At 59.8% G+C, this 20,156-nt stretch carries 18 protein-coding genes; 9 read left to right on the plus strand and 9 right to left on the minus strand.

The window, feature by feature from the left end; translation table 11 throughout:
- Positions 1 to 79 precede the first annotated feature (79 nt).
- Genes FPZ52_RS03475 through alr form a run of 6 tightly spaced genes read right to left on the minus strand, consistent with a single transcriptional unit; the run spans position 80 to position 5,109 of the window.
- A complete protein-coding gene (locus tag FPZ52_RS03475; protein WP_146363743.1) occupies positions 80 to 682 on the minus strand; it encodes a CvpA family protein in 603 nt (200 codons plus the stop codon).
- 18 nt (positions 683 to 700) lie between these two features.
- Positions 701 to 2,065, minus strand: coding sequence for a DNA repair protein RadA (gene radA / locus FPZ52_RS03480; RefSeq protein ID WP_146363745.1), 1,365 nt, complete (start codon positions 2,063 to 2,065; stop codon positions 701 to 703).
- Positions 2,066 to 2,103: 38 nt separating this feature from the next.
- Complete coding sequence (locus tag FPZ52_RS03485; RefSeq protein ID WP_146363747.1) at positions 2,104 to 2,541, minus strand: paraquat-inducible protein A; 438 nt, start codon at positions 2,539 to 2,541, stop codon at positions 2,104 to 2,106.
- Positions 2,538 to 3,284 (minus strand): ABC transporter ATP-binding protein, encoded by a 747-nt coding sequence (locus FPZ52_RS03490; RefSeq protein WP_146363749.1) that lies wholly within the window; start codon positions 3,282 to 3,284, stop codon positions 2,538 to 2,540. The genes FPZ52_RS03485 and FPZ52_RS03490 overlap by 4 nt, the downstream gene beginning before the upstream one ends.
- On the minus strand, positions 3,281 to 4,066 hold the full coding sequence (locus FPZ52_RS03495; RefSeq protein WP_146363751.1) for an MlaE family ABC transporter permease: 786 nt from the start codon (positions 4,064 to 4,066) through the stop codon (positions 3,281 to 3,283). Before FPZ52_RS03495 ends, FPZ52_RS03490 begins: the two co-directional genes overlap by 4 nt.
- On the minus strand, positions 4,063 to 5,109 hold the full coding sequence (gene alr / locus FPZ52_RS03500; RefSeq protein WP_146363753.1) for an alanine racemase: 1,047 nt from the start codon (positions 5,107 to 5,109) through the stop codon (positions 4,063 to 4,065). Before alr ends, FPZ52_RS03495 begins: the two co-directional genes overlap by 4 nt.
- A gap of 217 nt (positions 5,110 to 5,326) precedes the next feature.
- On the opposite strand from alr, the gene cysS reads away from it, so the two are divergent.
- The 3 genes from cysS to FPZ52_RS03515 are packed head-to-tail and all read left to right on the plus strand — an operon-like array spanning position 5,327 to position 9,128.
- Positions 5,327 to 6,715 (plus strand): cysteine--tRNA ligase, encoded by a 1,389-nt coding sequence (cysS, locus tag FPZ52_RS03505; RefSeq protein WP_146363755.1) that lies wholly within the window; start codon positions 5,327 to 5,329, stop codon positions 6,713 to 6,715.
- Positions 6,712 to 8,367, plus strand: a complete 1,656-nt coding sequence (cimA, locus tag FPZ52_RS03510; RefSeq protein WP_146363757.1) for a citramalate synthase — start codon at positions 6,712 to 6,714, stop codon at positions 8,365 to 8,367. Before cysS ends, cimA begins: the two co-directional genes overlap by 4 nt.
- Complete coding sequence (locus tag FPZ52_RS03515) at positions 8,364 to 9,128, plus strand: squalene/phytoene synthase family protein (protein ID WP_146363759.1); 765 nt, start codon at positions 8,364 to 8,366, stop codon at positions 9,126 to 9,128. The genes cimA and FPZ52_RS03515 overlap by 4 nt, the downstream gene beginning before the upstream one ends.
- A 3-nt stretch (positions 9,129 to 9,131) precedes the next feature.
- Here FPZ52_RS03515 and FPZ52_RS03520 read toward each other — a convergent pair whose 3' ends face one another.
- Positions 9,132 to 10,358, minus strand: a complete 1,227-nt coding sequence (locus tag FPZ52_RS03520; protein ID WP_146363761.1) for an MFS transporter — start codon at positions 10,356 to 10,358, stop codon at positions 9,132 to 9,134.
- Positions 10,359 to 10,453: 95 nt separating this feature from the next.
- Between FPZ52_RS03520 and FPZ52_RS03525 the strand changes: the two genes are divergently transcribed.
- From FPZ52_RS03525 to pgi, 6 genes are all read left to right on the plus strand, one after another.
- Complete coding sequence (locus FPZ52_RS03525; protein ID WP_146363763.1) at positions 10,454 to 11,083, plus strand: DNA-3-methyladenine glycosylase family protein; 630 nt, start codon at positions 10,454 to 10,456, stop codon at positions 11,081 to 11,083.
- Positions 11,080 to 11,748: an alpha/beta hydrolase gene (locus FPZ52_RS03530; protein WP_146363765.1), complete on the plus strand. Its 669-nt coding sequence runs from the start codon at positions 11,080 to 11,082 to the stop codon at positions 11,746 to 11,748. The genes FPZ52_RS03525 and FPZ52_RS03530 overlap by 4 nt, the downstream gene beginning before the upstream one ends.
- Positions 11,749 to 11,919: 171 nt before the next feature.
- Entirely contained in the window at positions 11,920 to 12,504 is a 585-nt protein-coding gene (locus tag FPZ52_RS03535) for an HNH endonuclease (protein ID WP_146363767.1), read from the plus strand.
- Between the two features lie 155 nt (positions 12,505 to 12,659).
- Entirely contained in the window at positions 12,660 to 14,114 is a 1,455-nt protein-coding gene (zwf, locus tag FPZ52_RS03540) for a glucose-6-phosphate dehydrogenase (protein ID WP_146363769.1), read from the plus strand.
- Positions 14,111 to 14,785 carry a 6-phosphogluconolactonase gene (gene pgl, locus FPZ52_RS03545; protein WP_146363771.1) on the plus strand — a complete coding sequence of 225 codons (675 nt, stop codon included), beginning with the start codon at positions 14,111 to 14,113 and terminating at the stop codon, positions 14,783 to 14,785. The genes zwf and pgl overlap by 4 nt, the downstream gene beginning before the upstream one ends.
- Position 14,786: 1 nt before the next feature.
- Complete coding sequence (pgi, locus tag FPZ52_RS03550; RefSeq protein WP_146363773.1) at positions 14,787 to 16,400, plus strand: glucose-6-phosphate isomerase; 1,614 nt, start codon at positions 14,787 to 14,789, stop codon at positions 16,398 to 16,400.
- 36 nt (positions 16,401 to 16,436) lie between these two features.
- Here pgi and eno read toward each other — a convergent pair whose 3' ends face one another.
- Both eno and rpoD read right to left on the minus strand, forming a co-directional pair.
- On the minus strand, positions 16,437 to 17,714 hold the full coding sequence (eno, locus tag FPZ52_RS03555; protein ID WP_146363775.1) for a phosphopyruvate hydratase: 1,278 nt from the start codon (positions 17,712 to 17,714) through the stop codon (positions 16,437 to 16,439).
- Between the two features lie 434 nt (positions 17,715 to 18,148).
- Positions 18,149 to 20,152 (minus strand): RNA polymerase sigma factor RpoD, encoded by a 2,004-nt coding sequence (gene rpoD / locus FPZ52_RS03560; RefSeq protein ID WP_146363777.1) that lies wholly within the window; start codon positions 20,150 to 20,152, stop codon positions 18,149 to 18,151.
- Positions 20,153 to 20,156: the final 4 nt, after the last annotated feature.

Below are 20,156 nucleotides of genomic sequence, written 5' to 3' on the forward strand. Positions count from 1 at the left end.
AATCCGGTAAGGCTACTACTACGACAGTCACATAGTCGCATTGCACCGGCATGTCACGAAACGATCACAAATTGTGAAGCTATTGCTCCGTTGTGGGTTCAACGGGGGCCGGTTCCGCCGATTCCACGGGCGCACCGCAGCTTCCAACCAGTTCCTCGTAGCGGCCCAGGACCCAGCCTGGCGCGTCTTCAGGGATCTTGTCGTCGAGATTTTCCTGAAAGCCCGCGAAGATCGCGGCCGTGCGGCTGTTTTCGACCATCGGCGAGGTTTGGGTGACGACGACGCGGTCATAGACGATCAGTGCAACGACAACCAAAAGGATGCCGCGCAGCGCGCCGAACAGGAACCCCAACCCTTGATCAACGCCACCCAGTGCAGATCGTTGAACGACGGTCGAGAACAGCGGAGTGAATACGGACACTACGATCAGTGCCAGCGCAAAAACTGCCGAAAACGCCGCGATGATTGAAAGTTCGCAGCTGTCTCGCAGGAAATCACCCACATAAGGGATTTCCTTGACCAACGGCTCCACATTCGGTGCGAAGAGGAAGGCGAGAATCGCGGCGGCAACCCAGCCCGCGATCGCCATCAGTTCGCGCACCAAGCCGCGCGAATAGGCCAGAAGCGCCGAGATCACGATGACCGCAGCCACCACCCCGTCAACAATCGTGAAACCTTCCATGCCTGTTCCTTTTCGCCTTTATCCGGCGCCGAACACGTCGCCGACAAAGGCGGTGAGGTCGGCCAATTCTTTTACTGCCATGTCTGCGCTTACACCGGTTTTGCTGCCAGCGGGCAGGATCGCATTGGAAAAACCAAGTTTTCGCGCCTCTTTCAACCTGTTTTCGGTCTGAGCGACAGGACGTAGTGCAGAAGAGAGACTAATTTCACCAAAGACTACCGTATGTGGCGGTAGAGCGGTATCTTCTCGCGCCGACAGCAGGGCCGCAGCGACGGCCAGATCTGCTGCGGGTTCCGACACCCGCAGGCCGCCCGCGACGTTCAGATAGACATCGAGGCCGGTGAACGGGATGCCGCAGCGGGCCTCCAGCACCGCCAGGACCATGCCCAACCGTCCGCTGTCCCAGCCCACCACGGACCGCCTGGGTTGTCCTAATGGCGAGGGGGCGACCAAGGCCTGCATTTCGCACAGCACGGGTCGCGTGCCTTCAATCCCTGCAAAAACGGCGGCGCCGGGCACGGGTTCGCCCCGATCCGACAGGAACAGCGCTGATGGATTGCCGACTTGAGCAAGTCCCGCACCGGTCATCTCGAAAACGCCGATCTCGTCTGCGGGTCCGAACCGGTTTTTCACTGCCCGCAAGATGCGGAACTGGTGACCCCGTTCGCCTTCAAAGTAGAGGACGGTATCGACCATGTGTTCGACCACGCGGGGACCGGCTATCTGGCCTTCCTTGGTGACATGACCCACCAATACGACCGAGATGCCCTTGCGCTTGGCGAAGCTTACCAGCTCATGTGCGGCGGCGCGGACCTGCGCGACAGACCCCGGCGCGCTGTCCACGGTGTCGAGCCACATGGTCTGGATCGAATCGATGACGACGAGGGCGGGGTTCTCGGCCTCAACCGTCGTCAGGATATCGCGCAGGTTGGTATCGGACGCCAGTTTGACGTTCGCATCGGCCAGCCCCAGCCGCTGCGCGCGCATCCTGACCTGTGCCGTGGCTTCTTCACCCGAGATATAGATCACGTCGAGCCCCCGCCGGGCGAACGCCGCTGCTGCTTGCAGAAGCAGGGTGGACTTACCGATGCCCGGATCGCCGCCCACCAGCGTGGCCGAAGCAGGAACCAAGCCGCCGCCAAGGACGCGGTCCAGTTCGTCCACGCGGCTTCGGGTCCGTTCGGGCGGGTCTTCTGGTGTGGCCAGATCCATCAACGGCACCTTCGCACCGCGCTTCATCCCCAGCGATCTGCCGGAGGAAGGCGCTGCCAACGGTTTTTCTTCAGCGATGGTGTTCCAAGCGCCGCAGGCGTCGCAGCGGCCCGACCATTTGCCGTAACCCGCGCCGCAAGATGTGCATGTGAAAGAAAGGGTTTTTGCCATGCCTGTGCGTAGCCTCAGCCTGCGGTGATCGACAAGGGCTATCGTGCCTTGGGGCTGAGATAGCTCAACATGAGCGAGGCGATGACGCAGCCGGTAAACAGCCAAAGCCCCCATGCGGGCTCTACGCGACCGACGCCCACGCCTTTAGCGATGACCACGTAAAGCGCGATCAGGAAGATGTCCGCGAAGGCCAGACGTCCGAGAAACCTGATGACAGGCCGGAAGCGGTCCGTGAGATAGCCGAACTGTATCCCCGCCAGCCCGAGCGTCTTGAGGTAGGGCGCGACAATGGCCAGCAGGATGACGAGCGAGGCGAGCCACGGATCGCTTTCCCACAGCACACCGATCCCGGAAAGGACCGAAATCTCCGACATACCGAAGAAGGGCAACAAACCCGCCCGCATCAACGGCGCGCCCCATGCCACCGGAAATGCGACGAGCAGCAACAGGTTCGCGATGCGGGTGAGGTGTTTCACCGGACCGCTTCGATGGGGCCTTCGGCACTGCCCGAGATGAACTGCGTCAGATAGGGATCGCCCGAATCGTCCATCTGCGCGACGGGACCGGTCCAGCGGATCTTGCCCGCATGTAGCATCGCGACCTTGTCCGCAATCGCGCGCACAGATGTCATGTCATGGGTGATCGTCATTGCCGTTGCGCCCATTTCCACCACGATTTCCCGGATCAGATCGTTGATGACGCCGGACATGATCGGATCAAGCCCGGTCGTTGGTTCATCGAAGAAGATGATCTCCGGTTCCGCCGCAATCGCGCGGGCCAGACCGACGCGCTTTTGCATGCCGCCGGACAATTCCGCCGGGAACTGGTCAGCGACGGATGCTTTCAGCCCCACGCGGCGCAGTTTTTCGATAGCGATGTCGCGTGCTTCATCCTTGGGGCGTTTCAAAGTCCCGTGGCGTAGCCGGAAGGCGACGTTTTCCCAGACCTTCAGACTGTCAAACAACGCGCCGCCCTGAAACAGCATGCCGAACCGCGCCAGAAACGCATCGCGTTCAGCCTTTTCCACATCCACCCCGTCGACCTTGATCATGCCGTTATCTGGTTTGATAAGGCCGAGGATACATTTCAGCAGCACCGACTTTCCTGTGCCGGAACCACCAATGATCACCATGCTTTCGCCCCGCGCAATATCTAGGTCGATGCCACGCAGAACTTCGTTGGACCCGAAGGCCTTCTGGACGCTGGATAGGTTGATCATGACGAGAAAAATGCCTCGGTGAGCAGGTAGTTGGTGGCAAGGATCAGGACCGACGCCGCGACGACAGCGGCTTTCGTTGCCGCACCCACACCTTGTGCACCGCGGCCCGAATTCATGCCGAAGTAGCAGCCCATAAGCGCCACGACGAAGCCGAAGACCGCGCCTTTCACAAGGCCTGACGCGACGTCCCAGAACTCAAGATAATTCCATGTGTTGGTCAGGTAGGCGGCCTCGTTGAAGCCCAGCCTGTTGATGCCGACCAGGTAGCCGCCCATGATCCCGATCACATCGCCCACACCCACCAGCACGGGCACGGCGAGCGTGGCGGCAACGACGCGTGGTACCGTCAGGTATTTCATCGGGTTCGTCGACAGGGTGGTCAGGGCATCAATTTGTTCAGTCACCTTCATGGTGCCGAGTTCTGCTGCGATGGACGATGCGACTCGCGCGGCGACCATCAGGCCGCCCAGAACAGGACCCAGCTCCCGCGTCATGCCGATGGCGACGATGGACGGAACAAAAGTTTCCGCGCTGAAGCGAGAGCCGCCTGCGTAGATCTGCAAGGCCAGCGCGCCGCCGGTGAACAGCGCGGTCATACCGACGACGGGAAGGCTCAACCATCCGATGGTGACGAGCGCCTGAAGGAACTCGCGCCAGTAAAATGGTGGGGTCAAAGCATGCCGGATCGTGCTGCCGGCGAAGAAGGACACGCGCCCGATGGCGGCCAACGCCTCCAGCGTGCCACGTCCGACCCAGGCGATAGGGGCAAGGGCTGCGCTCATGCGTATTCTCCGGTGTAGACCCTCTCGTAGCGGCTGCGCAGAGAGGTCAGGATTTCATATCCGATGGTTCCAGCGGCGTCGGCCACATCGTCAACGGTCTGGTTGTGCCCCAAAAGTTCGAACCATGTTGGGTCATTATCCAGATGGGTGATGTCGACGGTCAGCAGGTCCATCGACACGCGGCCAGCCAGCGGGCAGGCGACATCATCGGCAAACAGGCGGGCGCGGTTCGACATGGCGCGGATCAGCCCGTCAGCATATCCGGCTGCCACCGTTGCGATACGGGCAGGCTTATCAGTGTGCCAGGTCACCCCGTAGCCCACTGCTTCGCCCGCTTCCAGATCACGGCATTGGATCACGGGCAGCTTCAGATGCGCGACTGGCTTGGCATCCATGAAGGGCGCGCCACCGTAGAGCCCGACCCCCGGTCGGGTTAGCTCGAAACGATAGTCCGGTCCCAGCAGGATGCCCCCCGTCGCCGACAGGGATCGCGGCACACCGGCGTCATCCGTCATGTCCCGAAAAGCGCGAAGCTGCTTTGCGTTCATCTCGTGGTCCGGCTCATCCGCGCAGGCAAGGTGCGACATGATCAGGTCGGGGTCGCGGGCCAGAACGTCGCCGCGAACAGCGGCCCAGTCAGCGGCTTCCATACCCAAACGGTTCATGCCGCTATCAAGCTGTATGCCGAACGGCGCAGCGGGCAAGGCATCGAACTGGCGTTTGACCTGTTCGGGTGAATTCAGCATGGGCGTCAGTTCGAAGTCGCGCAGAAGCGCAGCGTCGCCGGCCATGTGGCCCGAAAAGACCGAAACGGGGATGCCTTCGCCAATCGCCTGCCGGACCCGCGCTCCTTCTTCCGCCAGAGCTACGAAGAAATGCCGTGCTCCGGCCTGGGCCAATGCAACGGCAACGCGCCCGGAATCCAGCCCGTATCCATCGGCTTTCACGACGGCACCCGCCATCGCATTGCCTGAATGCCTGTCGAGCGCTCGCCAGTTGTCGCAAAGCGCATCAAGGTCGATTGTTAGTTTCGCTCGTGCCATGAAAAAGCCTTGTGACAGCATCGCCGGAAAGGTCAAGAGAGCCGGTTGTCACGCTTTCGCTGGACAGACGGGGCAAGGACGGTGTATCGGGTCCACATGGGTATGAACGCATTCATAGACATTTGCATTACTCGCTGACATCGTCAGGCGGGCAGCCCCTTCTTTTCAAACCCACCCCAGTCGGATAAGCCCGCCGCGACGCGCGACGGAGAAGAACATGGCCGACATCCAGCTATACAACAGCAAGACACGGACAACCGAACGGTTCGACCCGATCGACCGGAACAATGTCCGCATGTATGTCTGTGGCCCGACCGTCTATGATCGCGCGCATCTGGGCAATGCCCGGCCGGTCGTCGTGTTCGATGTGCTTTTCCGGTTGTTGCGACATGTCTACGGCGAAGACCATGTGACCTATGTGCGCAACTTCACCGACGTCGATGACAAGATCAACGCGCGGGCTAGGGAAAGCGGGCGCGACATCAGCGAGATCACGAGCGAAACGACGCAGTGGTTCCTCGATGACATGCGCGCGCTCGGTGCGCTCGATCCGACCCAGATGCCACGTGCCACGGGCTTCATCCCGCAGATGATCGAGATGATCGAACGCTTGATTGCGAAGGGCCACGCCTATGAAGCCGAAGGTCATGTGCTGTTCGATGTAAAAAGCTACACCGATTACGGCAAGCTGTCGGGGCGTTCGCTTGACGACATGATTGCAGGTGCGCGGGTCGAGGTCGCGCCATACAAGCGTGACCCGATGGATTTCGTGCTGTGGAAGCCCTCGACCGACGACCTGCCGGGCTGGGACAGCCCATGGGGGCGGGGGCGTCCGGGCTGGCATATCGAATGCTCTGCCATGTCCTATGACCTGCTGGGCGACAGCTTCGACATTCATGGTGGCGGCAACGACCTGACCTTTCCGCACCACGAGAACGAGATCGCCCAAAGCTGCTGCGCCCATCCCGAAGGCCAGTTCGCGCGGTTCTGGATGCATAACGAGATGCTTCAGGTCGAAGGCAAGAAGATGTCGAAATCGCTCGGCAATTTCTTCACCGTCCGCGACTTGCTGGACCAGGGTATTCCGGGCGAGGTGATCCGGTTTATCTTCCTGTCGACCCATTACCGCAAGCCGATGGACTGGACGGAGAAGAAGGCGGAAGAGGCACGGGATACGCTTTGGAAATGGCGAAAGGCAACTGAGGGTGCTGTGACCGCTTTTCGTCCGGACCGGGAAGTTGTAGAGGCGCTGGCACGCGACCTGAACACGCCGCTGGCGCTGTCGATCCTGCATCAGCGCTTCAAGGAGGCCAAATCTGGCGAAGACATAAATCGCTTCCGCTCGACACTGGATTTCCTCGGATTCGGTAAGGAATGGCCAAGCGGCGTTACGGTTGCCGTAGAAAAGGCATATGGCCATGCGGCAAAGATGCAAGAGATCGCAGATCAGATTGAAGCCGCGCGTTCTGCGAAGGATTTTGCTACGTCGGATCGACTTCGCGACGCTCTGATTGCTGCTGGGGTCGAGGTGAAGATCACCAAGGAAGGCGTTATAGCGGAGGCGGGCCCGGCATTCGACCCTGCCAAGCTGGAGGCACTGAAATGACCGAACGCCTCTACATCTTCGACACCACGCTTCGCGACGGGCAGCAGACGCAAGGGGTGCAGTTCTCCACCCCGGAAAAGACCAAGATTGCTGAAGTCTTGGATCGACTTGGCGTTGATTACATCGAAGGGGGCTGGCCGGGCGCGAATCCGACCGACAGTGAATTCTTCGATAGCCGCCCCCAGACCCGCGCGACCTTTACCGCATTCGGCATGACCAAGCGCGCCGGGCGGTCGGCGGAAAATGACGATGTTTTGGCGGGTGTGCTGAACGCGGGCACGCCAGCCGTTTGCCTGGTTGGCAAGACGCATGATTTCCACGTCACCAAGGCGTTGGGAATCGGCTTGGACGAGAACCTCGGCAACATCGCTCAATCGGTCGCGCATCTCGTGGCGCAGGGGCGCGAGGCGTTGTTTGACGCGGAACATTTCTTCGATGGCTACAAGGCCAACCCGGACTATGCGCTGAAATGCCTGCATGCGGCGTTTGAAGCCGGTGCGCGCTGGATCGTGCTGTGCGACACCAATGGCGGCACGCTGCCGGCCGAGATCGGTGCGATCACCCGCGCCGTGATTGACAGCGGAATTCCGGGTGGCCATCTAGGCATCCACACCCATGACGATACGGGCAATGCGGTCGCGAACACGCTAGCAGCGGTGGATGCGGGAGCGCGGCAGGTACAAGGCACGCTGAACGGGTTGGGCGAGCGTTGCGGCAATGCCAATCTGACGACGCTGATCCCGACGCTGCTGCTGAAGGAGCCTTACGCATCCACCTTCGAGATCGGGGTCAGCCATGACGCGCTGGCGGGGCTGACACGGGCCTCGCGGATGCTTGATGATATCCTGAACCGCGTGCCGTTGAAGTCGCTGCCCTATGTCGGATCGTCGGCGTTTGCGCATAAGGCGGGGCTGCATGCCTCGGCTATCCTGAAAGACCCGTCGACCTATGAACATGTCGATCCGTCGGTGGTGGGCAACAGCCGCATCGTGCCCATGTCCAACCAGGCCGGTCAGTCCAATCTGCGCCGTCGGCTGTCGGAGGCGGGGCTGGAGGTTGCTCCCGGTGATCCCGCGCTTGCCCGTATTCTGGACACGGTGAAGGAACGCGAGGCGCAGGGCTATTCCTACGACACGGCGCAAGCCAGCTTCGAGTTGGTCGCCCGGGAAGAGCTTGGCCAGAAGCCCGACTTCTTCGAGGTCAAGCGCTACAAGGTCACGGTCGAGCGGCGCAAGAACAAGTACAACAAGATGGTCAGCCTGTCGGAAGCGGTCATTGTCGTGAAGATCGGTGATGAGAAGCTGCTCTCCGTCTCGGAAAGCATGGACGAACAGGGTGGCGACCGTGGACCCGTGAATGCATTGTCCAAGGCGCTGGCGAAGGATCTGGGGCCGTATCAGGACTATATCGAGGATCTGCGGCTCGTGGACTTCAAGGTGCGCATCACCGATGGTGGCACCGAGGCCGTCACGCGCGTCATCATCGACAGCGAAGACGGGCAGGGGCGGCGCTGGTCTACCGTGGGCGTCTCTGCCAATATAATTGACGCGGCCTTCGATGCGCTGCTTGATGCGATTACGTGGAAGCTGATCCGCGACGGGGCAAAACCCGTCTCCAAGGTTGTGCCTTTGCAGGGCGCGGATATCCGGTGAGCCTGCAAGCTTGCGCCAACCTGCTGCAAAAGGGTGATCCCGACCGGTTTCGTGTGGCCATGGCCGCGCCGGTCGAGGCCCGCAAGATCCTGCTGCCGCTCTTTGCGTTCAATCTGGAGATCTCCCGCGCCCCATGGGTCACGCAGGAACCGCAGATCGCCGAGATACGCCTGCAATGGTGGCGCGACTCGCTGGATCAGATTGCTGGCGGCGGTCCTGTGCGTATGCATGAGGTTGTCACACCGATGTCGAAGGTGCTGGATGCAGAGGGCGCAGCAGTTCTCGACAAGCTGATCGCTGCGCGGCGTTGGGACGTCTATACCGATCCGTTCGAAGACCAGACGCATTTCGACGACTACATCACTGCGACGTCTGGGCACCTGATGTGGGTCGCCGCACGGGCGCTTGGCGCTGCGAAAAGCGATCCGGTTTACAAGCTGGCATGGGGTTCCGGTGTGGCCGCACTGCTGATGGCGATTCCCGATCTTGAAGCGCGCGGTCGCAAGCCCTTGGTCGACGGGCGCCCGGAGGCTGTGCGCGATTTGGCTGAACGGGCCATGGCCAACATGCGTGACGCGCGCGCGCAACGCAGAGAGGTGCCGAGTTCCGCCGCTCCGGCGTTGATGACGGCTTGGCGTGCAAGCGACGTACTGAAACGAGCCGCGAAACATCCGCATTCTGTCAAAGATGGTTTGCTGGACAGCTCCGACGCCCGCAAGAAAGCGCTGCTTATTTGGCGTAGCATGACGAAACGTTGGTAACCGCTACCGCCGTTCTTTCGGCAGGAAGCGCAGCCAGATCAGAGACGCTCCCGCCAGTGTCAGCAACGGCACCATCGCCAGATTGACCGACGTCCAGCCTTGTACGACGCTGCCGCCTGAGCAGTTCATCAGCCCGCCAGATGCAAGTGACGCCAGCGTGACGCAGCCAAATACCAACGCGTCGTTCATGCCCTGAACGCGTCCGCGTTCCTCCGGTGAATGCGCCGCCGACAGCATTGCAGTCGCCCCGATGAAGCCGAAATTCCAGCCGATCCCCAGCAGGACAAGCGCCACGAAGAAGTTGTCCAACTCGACCCCTTGTAACGCGACTACGCCCGCGCCAGCCAAAACCATCAGCCCAACCGTGACGATGCGCTCTGCTCCGAAACGGGCGATCAGATGGCCGGTGAAGAAGCTCGGCGCGAACATGGCGAGGACATGGCCCGTGACAATATCGGCGGCGTTGCCTTCGGTGAAACCGCAGCCAACCACGGCCAGCGGCGTCGACGTCATCACGAGGTTCATCAGCGCATAGGACACCATCGCACAGATGATGGCGACGGCGATGCGGGGCGTTTTCAGCAGGTCAAGCCGCGTGCGCCCCGATGGCGCTCCATCCCCGGGTGTGGGCGGCTTTGGAATGTCGAGCGCCAGAAACAGCATCATCCCAAGCAGGTTGATCCCCATTGCAACCAGATAGGTCCCCAGAAATGGCACGACGAACATCATGCTCGTGACCTTTACCAGTTGCGGGCCGAGTATGGCGGACACCAGACCGCCGGCCATCACGTAGCTGATCGCCTTGGGGCGAAAGCTGTCGCTTGCCGTGTCCGCCGCGGCGAAGCGGTAAAAGCCCTGCGCCGACATATAGATACCGGTCAAGTAGGATCCGATCAGAAACAGTGCGAAGGATGACTGTATCAACCCGATCATTCCGATCAACGATCCCAGCATCCCGCCGCCTGCACCGATCAGGAACCCTGCGCGGCGACCGATCTTCTGCATCAGGCTGCTCAGCCATGGCGCGGTCGTCATGGACCCGAAGACGATCATCGAAATCGGCAGCGTCGCGAGACAGGGGGTCGGAGCCAGCATCTGGCCCGCGAGGCCACCGACCACGAAGATCATTGTGATCTGGCTGCCCAACACGGCTTGCGCTGCGACCAGAATGGCCACATTGCGCTTGGCGCGGTCGGGTGCGCTGCTGATGGTGTCGTTGATGTTACTCATATCAACCGCTTAACGCGTGTCAGAGGTAAACGGAAGATGCGTTGCCTCCAGGTTGCGGCTGTGGTGTGGTGCCATCGGCAAGGACAGGATGAGGTATGGACGAGCGGATCATCATGACACCCGGTTGCGTCGCGGAGGGTGCCGAATGGCTGGCGCGACGAGAGCCGCGCTTCGCGGAAGCGCTGGAGCAGACTGGTCCGCTTCCGTTGCGCCGCAACAGGGATGGGTTCGAACCGCTTCTGAGCGCGATCGTCAGCCAGCAGGTCTCTGTCGCCGCAGCAGATGCCATCTGGGGGCGGTTGAAAGCAGCCAAGCTGACAGGCCCGCGCAAGATCATGTGGGCCAGCGAGGAAGAACTGCGCGCCTGTGGTCTGTCACGCCAGAAGGTTCGTTATGCCAAAGCGCTGGCCGAGGCTCGGCTCCAATACGCCGCGATGCGCGAAGCAGCCTGTGAAGAGGTCATTGCAAGCCTTGTCGAAGTGCCGGGCATCGGGCGTTGGACGGCAGAAATTTACGCGATGTTTTCTCTGGGGCGTGCCGATGTGTTTGCCCCGGCCGATCTGGCCCTGCAGGAATCGGCACGAATTCTGTTTGGGCTGGACGCGCGACCTACTGAGAAGCAACTGCGACTCATGGCGGAAGACTGGTCGCCCTGGCGTGCTGTTGCGGCGCGGCTGCTATGGGCCTACTACCGCGTGGCAAAGGACAGAGAGGGTATCAGATGACGCGTATTCTGGAATACGGGCGCACACCGGCACAATCGGGACAAACCAAATCTGTTGTCGTGTTCCTGCATGGCTACGGGGCAAACGGTGCCGACCTGCTGGGCCTGTCCGAGCCGTTGGCACCGCATCTGCCGGATACCGTTTTCATCGCGCCCGACGCGCCTGAACAAAGCGCCGCCAATCCGATGGGATTTCAGTGGTTTCCCATTCCCTGGATTGACGGGTCCAGTGAAGAGGTCGCACAGCAGGGGATGCTGGCTGCCGCCGATGATCTGAATGCGTTTCTTGACGGTATTATTGAAGAAGAGGGCATAAGCCCTTCCCAACTGGTGCTTTTCGGGTTCTCTCAGGGCACCATGATTAGCCTGCATGTCGCGCCACGTCGTACGGATCCTGTTGCCGGCGTTGTTGGTTTCTCCGGTCGCTTGCTCGCTCCGGAATTGCTGGAAGACGAGGTTGTGAGCAAGCCGCCAGTGCTTCTCGTCCACGGTGATCAGGATGATGTCGTGCCGCCGCAATCCCTTCCCGAAGCAGCGAATGCGCTGACCGCGGCAGGTTTCGATGTCTATGCCCATGTCATGAAAGGCACTGCACATGGCATTGCGCCGGACGGGTTGAACGTGGCGCTGGCCTTCATGCGGGATCGACTGGGCTTGGATAACTGATCGCAGCGTCATATCCTCGTCACAGATCTGCTGTAACTCTGCGCGCGACGGCATCCACATTTGCGGGCTTGCGCGAGGTTAACCGCGATATATAGTGGAAGCAACAGCCGGGGCGGGTCGTCGCGTCCTGGGGTCGAATCGGGCAGACAGGGCAGGGTCGGAGTCGCTGAAGTGAACGTGGAATTCAGAACCAGTTTCGTCAGGGAGCCAAACAGTCTCAGGCACCATCCGGCGCTTGTGCTGAATGCGGATTACCGACCGCTATCCTATTATCCGCTTTCGCTTTGGCCGTGGCAGGAAGCGATCAAGGCGGCTTTCCTGGACCGGGTGAACATCATCGCCGAGTATGACGAAGTTGTCCGAAGCCCGAGTACCGTAATTCGAATACCGTCGGTCGTCGTTCTGAAAGATTACGTAAAACCTCAAAAGCGCGTGGCCTTCACGCGCTTTAATTTATTTCTAAGGGACGAATTTTCCTGCCAGTACTGCGGCTCCAAGGGCGATCTTACCTTCGATCATGTGATCCCGCGCGCACGTGGCGGCATCACAAGCTGGGAGAACGTCGTTGCAGCCTGTGGTCGGTGCAATCTGAAAAAGGGTTCCAAGACGCTGCGCCAGTCGGGGATGCACTTGCGAAAGGTGCCGGGACAGCCCAGTTCCGAACAACTGCGCAATATGGGTCGGAAGTTTCCGCCCAACTACCTGCACGACAGCTGGATCGACTTCCTTTATTGGGACGCCGAACTGGATCATTGATTCGGGACGCCGCTTTGCTCCGGTCATTCACCTGTGAAAATCTGCGGCCAACATGGCGCAGCCCGTTGTGAAATTGCGTCTTCGTGATAGTAGTTAGCGCAAACATTTCGCCGCGCTCGCCCTTGAGGCGGCGGGTTCAGACAGGACGGTAGCCTATGGTTTCACGGATCATTCCCGTTGATACATTCGATCTGGTCATTTTCGGCGGCACGGGGGATCTGGCACGACGCAAGATTCTGCCGGGTCTTTTCCGGCGCTACCGCTCTGGCCAGATGCCTGAAGCCGCACGGATCATCGGGGTCGCGCGATCCGACATGGCGGCGGATGATTTCCGGCAGCAGATCGGCCAGGCGCTGGAGGAGTTTGTCGAGGAAGGCAAACGTTCCGCCAACGACATCGCGGGCTTTCTGGCGCATCTGGATTATGTCCGTGTAGACGCCAAAGGCACAGATGGCTGGGGTGAATTGAAAGGCAAGCTGCGGGATGAGGCGGTGCGCGCCTTCTATTTCTCGGTGGCGCCCGGTCTGTTCGGGGACATCGCGCGGGGGCTGCACAAGCACGGGCTTGCGCATGATGAAACGCGGATCGTGGTAGAGAAACCCTTCGGTCACGATCTGGAATCGGCGAAAGAACTCAATGCGGGGCTTGCCAAGTATTTTGACGAGCATCAGGTCTACCGCATCGATCACTATCTCGGAAAAGAAACGGTTCAGAACCTGATGGCCGTCCGGTTCGGCAACATCCTGTTTGAACCGTTGTGGAACGCGCAGTTCATCGACCATGTACAGATCACCGTCGCTGAAACTGTGGGCGTTGGTGGGCGCGGCAGCTACTATGACAAATCCGGTGCGATGCGCGACATGATCCAGAATCACCTGATGCAGTTGCTGTGCCTGATCGCGATGGAGCCGCCGTCGAAATTCGATCCCGACGCGGTGCGCGATGAGAAGCTGAAGGTCATTCGGGCGCTGGAACCTGTCGCCAAGAACGATGTCGTTCGGGGGCAATATGTCGGCAATGATGCGGTTGCGGACTACATCGATGACGTGGAGAACCCGGACAGCGCGACGGAAAGCTTTATCGCGCTAAAATTGCATCTGGCGAACTGGCGTTGGGCGGGAACGCCGTTCTATGTCCGCACAGGAAAACGTCTTCGCGCGCGGATGTCGGAAATCGTGATCCGCTTCAAGGAAACGCCGCATTCCATTTTCGGGGCGGACTCTGGCAGCAAGGCCAATGAACTGGCAATCCGTCTGCAACCGAACGAGGGCATGGACCTTCGGGTCACGATCAAGGAACCGGGACCGGGGGGTATGCGTCTTGTCGATGTGCCGCTGGACATGACCTTCGCCGAAGCGTTGGGGCCGGAGGCCAGCGAGGTTCCCGATGCCTATGAGCGTCTCATCATGGATGTGATCCGCGGCAATCAGACCCTGTTCATGCGCGGGGATGAGGTTGAAGCGGCCTGGGCATGGGCCGATCCGGTGATTGCGGCTTGGGAAGACAACAATGACAAGCCGCGCGCCTATGATGCTGGATCGTCGGGGCCGGAGGATTCACTGGCGCTGCTGCATCGCGACGGACGACGCTGGCGGGAGATCAAGGTATGAAATTCAAAGAATACCCCGACAGGGACATGATGATGATCGATTTGGCCAATGCGTTGGCAGGTGAATTGAATCAGGCGCTGTCCGGTCATGATGCGGTCAGTTTTGCAGTTCCGGGCGGCACGACGCCCGGTCCGGTCTTCGATACGCTGGCTGCCGTTGATCTGGACTGGGACCGGGTCACGGTCATGCTGACAGATGAACGCTGGGTGCCCGAGGATTCGAAGCGCTCCAACACGAAACTGGTGAAGGAGCGCTTGCTGACCGACAAGGCCGCCGCAGCACAGTTTCTGCCATTTTATACCGGCGAGAATAGCGCCGACGATGCAATGGCCGATCTGGCCGATCGGGTCGCTCCGCATCTGCCCCTGTCCGTCTGTCTGCTGGGGATGGGGGCGGATATGCACACGGCGTCCCTTTTTCCGGGCGCTGACCGCTTGGGCGAGGCGCTGGCGGCTGACGCGCCCCATGTCCTGCCGATGCGCGCAGACGGTGCGCCGGAGCCGCGCATTACGCTGACGGCGCCCGTGTTGCGTGGTGCGATGTCACTGCACGTCGTCATCACTGGTGCCGAGAAACGCAAAGCGTTGGAACGCGCCCGCGAGTTGGATGATCCGGCGCAAGCACCTGTTTGCGTGGTGCTAAAAGACGCAACAGTACACTGGGCGGAGTAATATGGACGACATCTGGGGAAAGCTCGCCGCGCATCGCGAGGCGACAATGGAAATTTCCTTGCTATCTCGGTTTGAGCAGGACACGGACCGTGCCGCCCGGTTTTCGGCGAAACTGGGCGAGATGCTGTTCGACTATTCCAAGACCAGTCTCGATGATCAGGCGCTGGCGCATTTGATCGAACTTGCAGACGCGGCCGGTGTCGCGCTGAAGCGCGATGCCATGTTTGCCGGGGAGAAGATCAACGAAACGGAGGGCAGGGCCGTTCTGCATACGGCGCTGCGCAACCTGGATACTTCGGTTACTGTTGACGGCGAAGATGTCATGCCGGAAGTGCGCGACACGCTTACGCGGATGGAGGCGTTTTCGAATGATGTTCGCACGGGCGCCTTTGCGGGCCAGGGTGGCAAAATCACGGATGTTGTGAACATTGGCATTGGCGGGTCGGATCTGGGTCCGGCTATGGCGGCGATTGCGCTATCCCCATATCACGACGGGCCAAGGCTGCATTTCGTGTCGAATGTCGATGGTGCGCAGATCGCCGAAACACTGGCTGACCTGGATCCGACAACGACGCTGGTCATCGTGGCGTCCAAGACCTTTACCACTATCGAGACGATGACCAACGCGAAGACAGCGCGGGACTGGATGGCAAAAGCCGTTACAGACCCGGCGGCGCAATTTGCCGCCGTTTCTACCGCGCAGGATAAGACGGCCGCGTTTGGCATCTCACCAGAGCGGGTGTTCGGCTTCGCTGATTGGGTTGGCGGGCGCTATTCGATGTGGGGACCCATTGGTCTGAGCCTGATGATCGGCATCGGTATCGAAAATTTCCGCGCGTTTTTGCAAGGCGGTGCCGAGATGGACCAGCATTTCCGCGACGCGGAGTTTTCTGAAAACCTGCCCGTCCTGCTGGCTCTGGCAGGTATCTGGCACCACCAGATTTGCGGGTATGGCACACGCGCTGTGCTGCCCTATGACCAGCGACTATCCCGTTTGCCCGCCTATCTTCAGCAGCTTGAAATGGAGAGCAATGGCAAGTCGGTCGCGATGGATGGCACGACGCTAGGCATGCAGTCGGGCCCGATTGTGTGGGGCGAGCCGGGCACCAATGGCCAGCACGCGTTCTACCAACTGATTCATCAGGGCACGGCAGTCGTGCCGTGCGAATTTCTGGTGGCAGCGGAAGGTCATGAACCGGATCTGGTACATCAGCACCAGCTTCTTGTTGCGAACTGTCTCGCGCAGTCCGAGGCGCTGATGCGTGGCCGGTCGCTGGGCGAGGCCCGCAAACTGATGGCTGACAAGGGTTTTGAGGGTGCGGAATTGGAGCGCCAGTCGCGGCATCGTGTCTTTGCCGGAAACCGTCCCTCGACAACGCTGGCCTACCCCAAGCTGACGCCCGCGATGCTGGGACGGATCATCGCGCTGTATGAGCACCGTGTCTTCGTGGAAGGCGTGATACTTGGGATCAATTCCTATGACCAATGGGGCGTCGAGCTGGGCAAGGAACTGGCCACCGCGCTTGGCCCCATCGTTGCCGGGGATCAGGACACCGGCGGCAAGGATGGATCGACCGCGATGCTTGTCGATTTTGTCAAAGCAAACCGCGGCTGACTGGATGCCTCCGCCCACTGGGCGGAGGCACAAGGCTTAACCCTTCAGGATCGAACGACCTGCATAGATCGCTGTTTCACCCAGAATCTCTTCAATACGGATAAGCTGGTTGTACTTCGCGAGACGATCGGAACGCGACAGCGAGCCGGTCTTGATCTGACCGCAATTCGTGGCAACGGCAAGGTCTGCGATGGTGGCGTCCTCGGTCTCGCCCGAACGGTGCGACATGACATTTGTGTAACGCGCGCGGTGGGCCATATCCACGGCTTTCAGCGTTTCGGACAGCGTACCGATCTGGTTGACTTTCACCAACATGGAGTTGGCGCAACCTTTGGCGATCCCGTCGGCGAGGCGGGCAGGGTTGGTCACGAACAGATCGTCCCCAACAAGCTGAACCTTGTCGCCAATCGCATCGGTCAGCAGCTTCCAGCCATCCCAATCATCTTCGGACATGCCGTCTTCGATGGAGATGATCGGGTAGTCGTCACACAAGGCTTTGAGGTAATCGACATTCTCGGTGGAACTGAGTGTCTTGCCTTCGCCGGAGAGAACGTAATGGCCGTCCTTGTAATATTCGGTTGCTGCGCAATCGAGTGCTAGATAGATGTCCTCGCCCGGCCTGTAACCGGCACCTTCGATTGATTTTAAAATGAAATCAAGCGCTTCACGGGTAGATTTCAACCCCGGCGCAAACCCACCTTCATCGCCGATGCCGGTGTTGTGGCCCGCGTCGGACAGTTCTTTCTTCAGGGTATGGAAGACCTCGGATCCCATGCGAACGGCTTCGCGGATGTTATCCGCCGCGACGGGCATGATCATGAATTCCTGAATGTCGATCGGGTTGTCCGCATGTTCGCCGCCATTGATGATGTTCATCATGGGAACGGGCAGGACACGCGCCTGCGTTCCGCCGACATAGCGGTAAAGCGGCTGGAGCGTGAAATCGGCGGCTGCCTTGGCAGCGGCGAGCGACACACCCAGGATCGCGTTTGCGCCCAGGCGGCCCTTGTTCGGTGTACCGTCGAGCTCGATCATGGTGGCGTCGATGGCCTCCTGTTCGGTCACGTCGAAGCCAGCCAGTTCTTCCGCGATTTCGCCATTCACGGCTGCGACCGCATCCAGAACACCCTTGCCCTTGTAGCGGGACTTGTCCCCGTCGCGTTTTTCAACTGCCTCATGTGCGCCGGTCGAAGCTCCCGATGGAACCGCTGCGCGGCCCATGGTGCCGTCTTCGAGGATAACATCCACTTCGACCGTGGGATTGCCACGGCTGTCGAGAATTTCGCGGCCGATGATGTCTATGATGGTACTCACTGCATCAGTTTCCTTCATTTGTTATATTCAGAGGTGGATGTGGATTACGTTGCTTGTGTGGCCCTGCGAAGAATGCTCGCTCTTTCGAAGATGTGCGGCGATCTATCGCCGTGCTGCATATGGAATTCGGCATTGGTGACGGAATCTCGAAATGCACGACCAGAGCGGGTGAGGCGTTCTTGAGAAGGTCTATAATGACCAGACGACGAAATCAAAGTGCTTTGACGGGGCGTGGAACGGTTGGGGAAGAAGCACTGTTCAAAAATTCTTCGAACTGGAATGTCGAGAAGAGGCGAACTGCAATCTCGTCCGCTGCTGGCGATCATATGGTCTGGTGCTGAGCGGCGGGCAGATACGTTCGATGGCTTAGATGCAATAAGCCCGCCAGAGCGTGGCTCGGCGGGCTCGAGTATAGTGATCTGTGCGCCTCTCGATTACTGGTCGAGGAAACTGCGCAATTTGCGCGACCTGCTCGGATGTTTCAGCTTGCGCAATGCCTTGGCTTCGATCTGGCGGATACGTTCGCGTGTGACTGAGAACTGCTGACCGACCTCTTCCAAGGTGTGGTCAGTGTTCATCCCGATTCCGAAACGCATTCGCAGAACGCGTTCCTCGCGCGGCGTGAGGCTGGACAGTACGCGTGTCGTCGTCTCCTTCAGGTTTTCCTGAATGGCCGAGTCGAGCGGCAAAATCGCATTCTTGTCCTCGATGAAATCGCCAAGCTGGCTGTCTTCCTCGTCGCCAATCGGCGTTTCGAGGGAGATCGGCTCCTTGGCGATCTTCATCACCTTGCGGACCTTCTCCAGCGGCATCTGGAGCTTCTCGGCCAATTCCTCGGGCGTCGGTTCGCGACCGATTTCATGCAACATCTGGCGCCCGGTGCGGACCAGCTTGTTGATCGTTTCGATCATGTGGACCGGGATACGGATCGTACGCGCCTGGTCCGCGATGGACCGCGTGATCGCCTGCCGGATCCACCAGGTCGCATAGGTCGAGAACTTGTAACCGCGGCGATACTCGAACTTGTCGACCGCTTTCATAAGGCCGATATTGCCTTCCTGAATGAGATCGAGGAATTGCAACCCGCGGTTCGTGTATTTCTTGGCAATGGAGATCACGAGGCGCAGGTTGGCCTCGACCATTTCCTTCTTGGCGGAACGGGCTTCTTTTTCGCCCTTCTGGACCTGCGCGACGATGCGGCGGAATTCAGAGATATCAAGACCGACATACTGGCCGACCTGAGCCATTTCACCGCGCAATTCTTCAACCTTCGGCAGCGAGCGATCAAACAGCGACTGCCATCCGCGACCCGGCTTTTCCATCATTCGGTCGATCCAGCTCGGGTCTAGTTCCGACCCGCGATAGGCATCGACAAAGTCCCGACGGTTGATGCGCGCCTGATCGGCCAGTTTCACCATGGAGCTGTCGATCGACATGATGCGGCGATTGATGCCGTAAAGCTGGTCGATCAGCGCCTCGATCCGGTTGTTGTGCAGGTGAAGACCGTTCACCAACACCACGATTTCGGACCGCAGCTTCTGGTAGTCGGCTTCCGCTCCCTCACCGAACGTCGAATCCTCGTTCAGCGTTGCGGATATCCGGCGGTCCTGAAAGTCGGACAGACGTTCGTAATCGGCGGCGATCTGGTCGAGCGTTTCAAGCACGCGCGGCTTCAGCGCAGCTTCCATCGCGGCCAGAGACATGTTGGCCTGCTCGTCCTCGTCGTCATCATCATCGTTGTTGCGGATCGGGTTGCCGTCGGCATCTAGCTCCGGCTGGTCAGCATTGTCCTTCTTGGGCTTGGTATCGGTTTCGGCAACGGGTTCGACGACCGGCTCGTCGGAGTCCTCGTCCATCGAATTGCCGAAGGTCGTCTCCAGATCGATCACATCGCGCAACAGAATGTCTTCGTTAAGAAGCTCGTCTCGCCACATGGTGATCGCGCGGAAGGTCAGCGGGCTTTCGCACAGCCCGAGGATCATGGTGTTGCGACCGGCTTCGATCCGCTTTGCGATGGCAATCTCGCCTTCACGCGACAGAAGCTCCACCGATCCCATTTCACGCAGATACATGCGAACAGGATCGTCTGTCCGGTCGAGCTTCTCACGTTCCGCCCCACCCAAGGAAACTTCGCGCGATGAAGAAGTGGTTGCCAGTTCTCGCGATCCCGAATCACCGGCATCGCCCGAATCATCGGCGTCCTCTTCTTCGATCACGTTGATGCCCATCTCGGACAGCATCGACATGACGTCTTCGATCTGTTCCGAGGACACCTGATCTTGCGGAAGAACCTGATTGAGCTGTTCGTAAGTGATGAAACCGCGCTCTTTGGCTTCGGAAATCATCTTTTTTACAGCAGCCTGGCTTATGTCGAGCATGGGCTCGTTTTCGTTGTCAGTATCGTCCTGCTTGTGATCGTCGGTGTCTTTGGCGGCCATATGG

It is taken from the genome of Qingshengfaniella alkalisoli, assembly GCF_007855645.1.
GTDB lineage: Bacteria > Pseudomonadota > Alphaproteobacteria > Rhodobacterales > Rhodobacteraceae > Qingshengfaniella > Qingshengfaniella alkalisoli.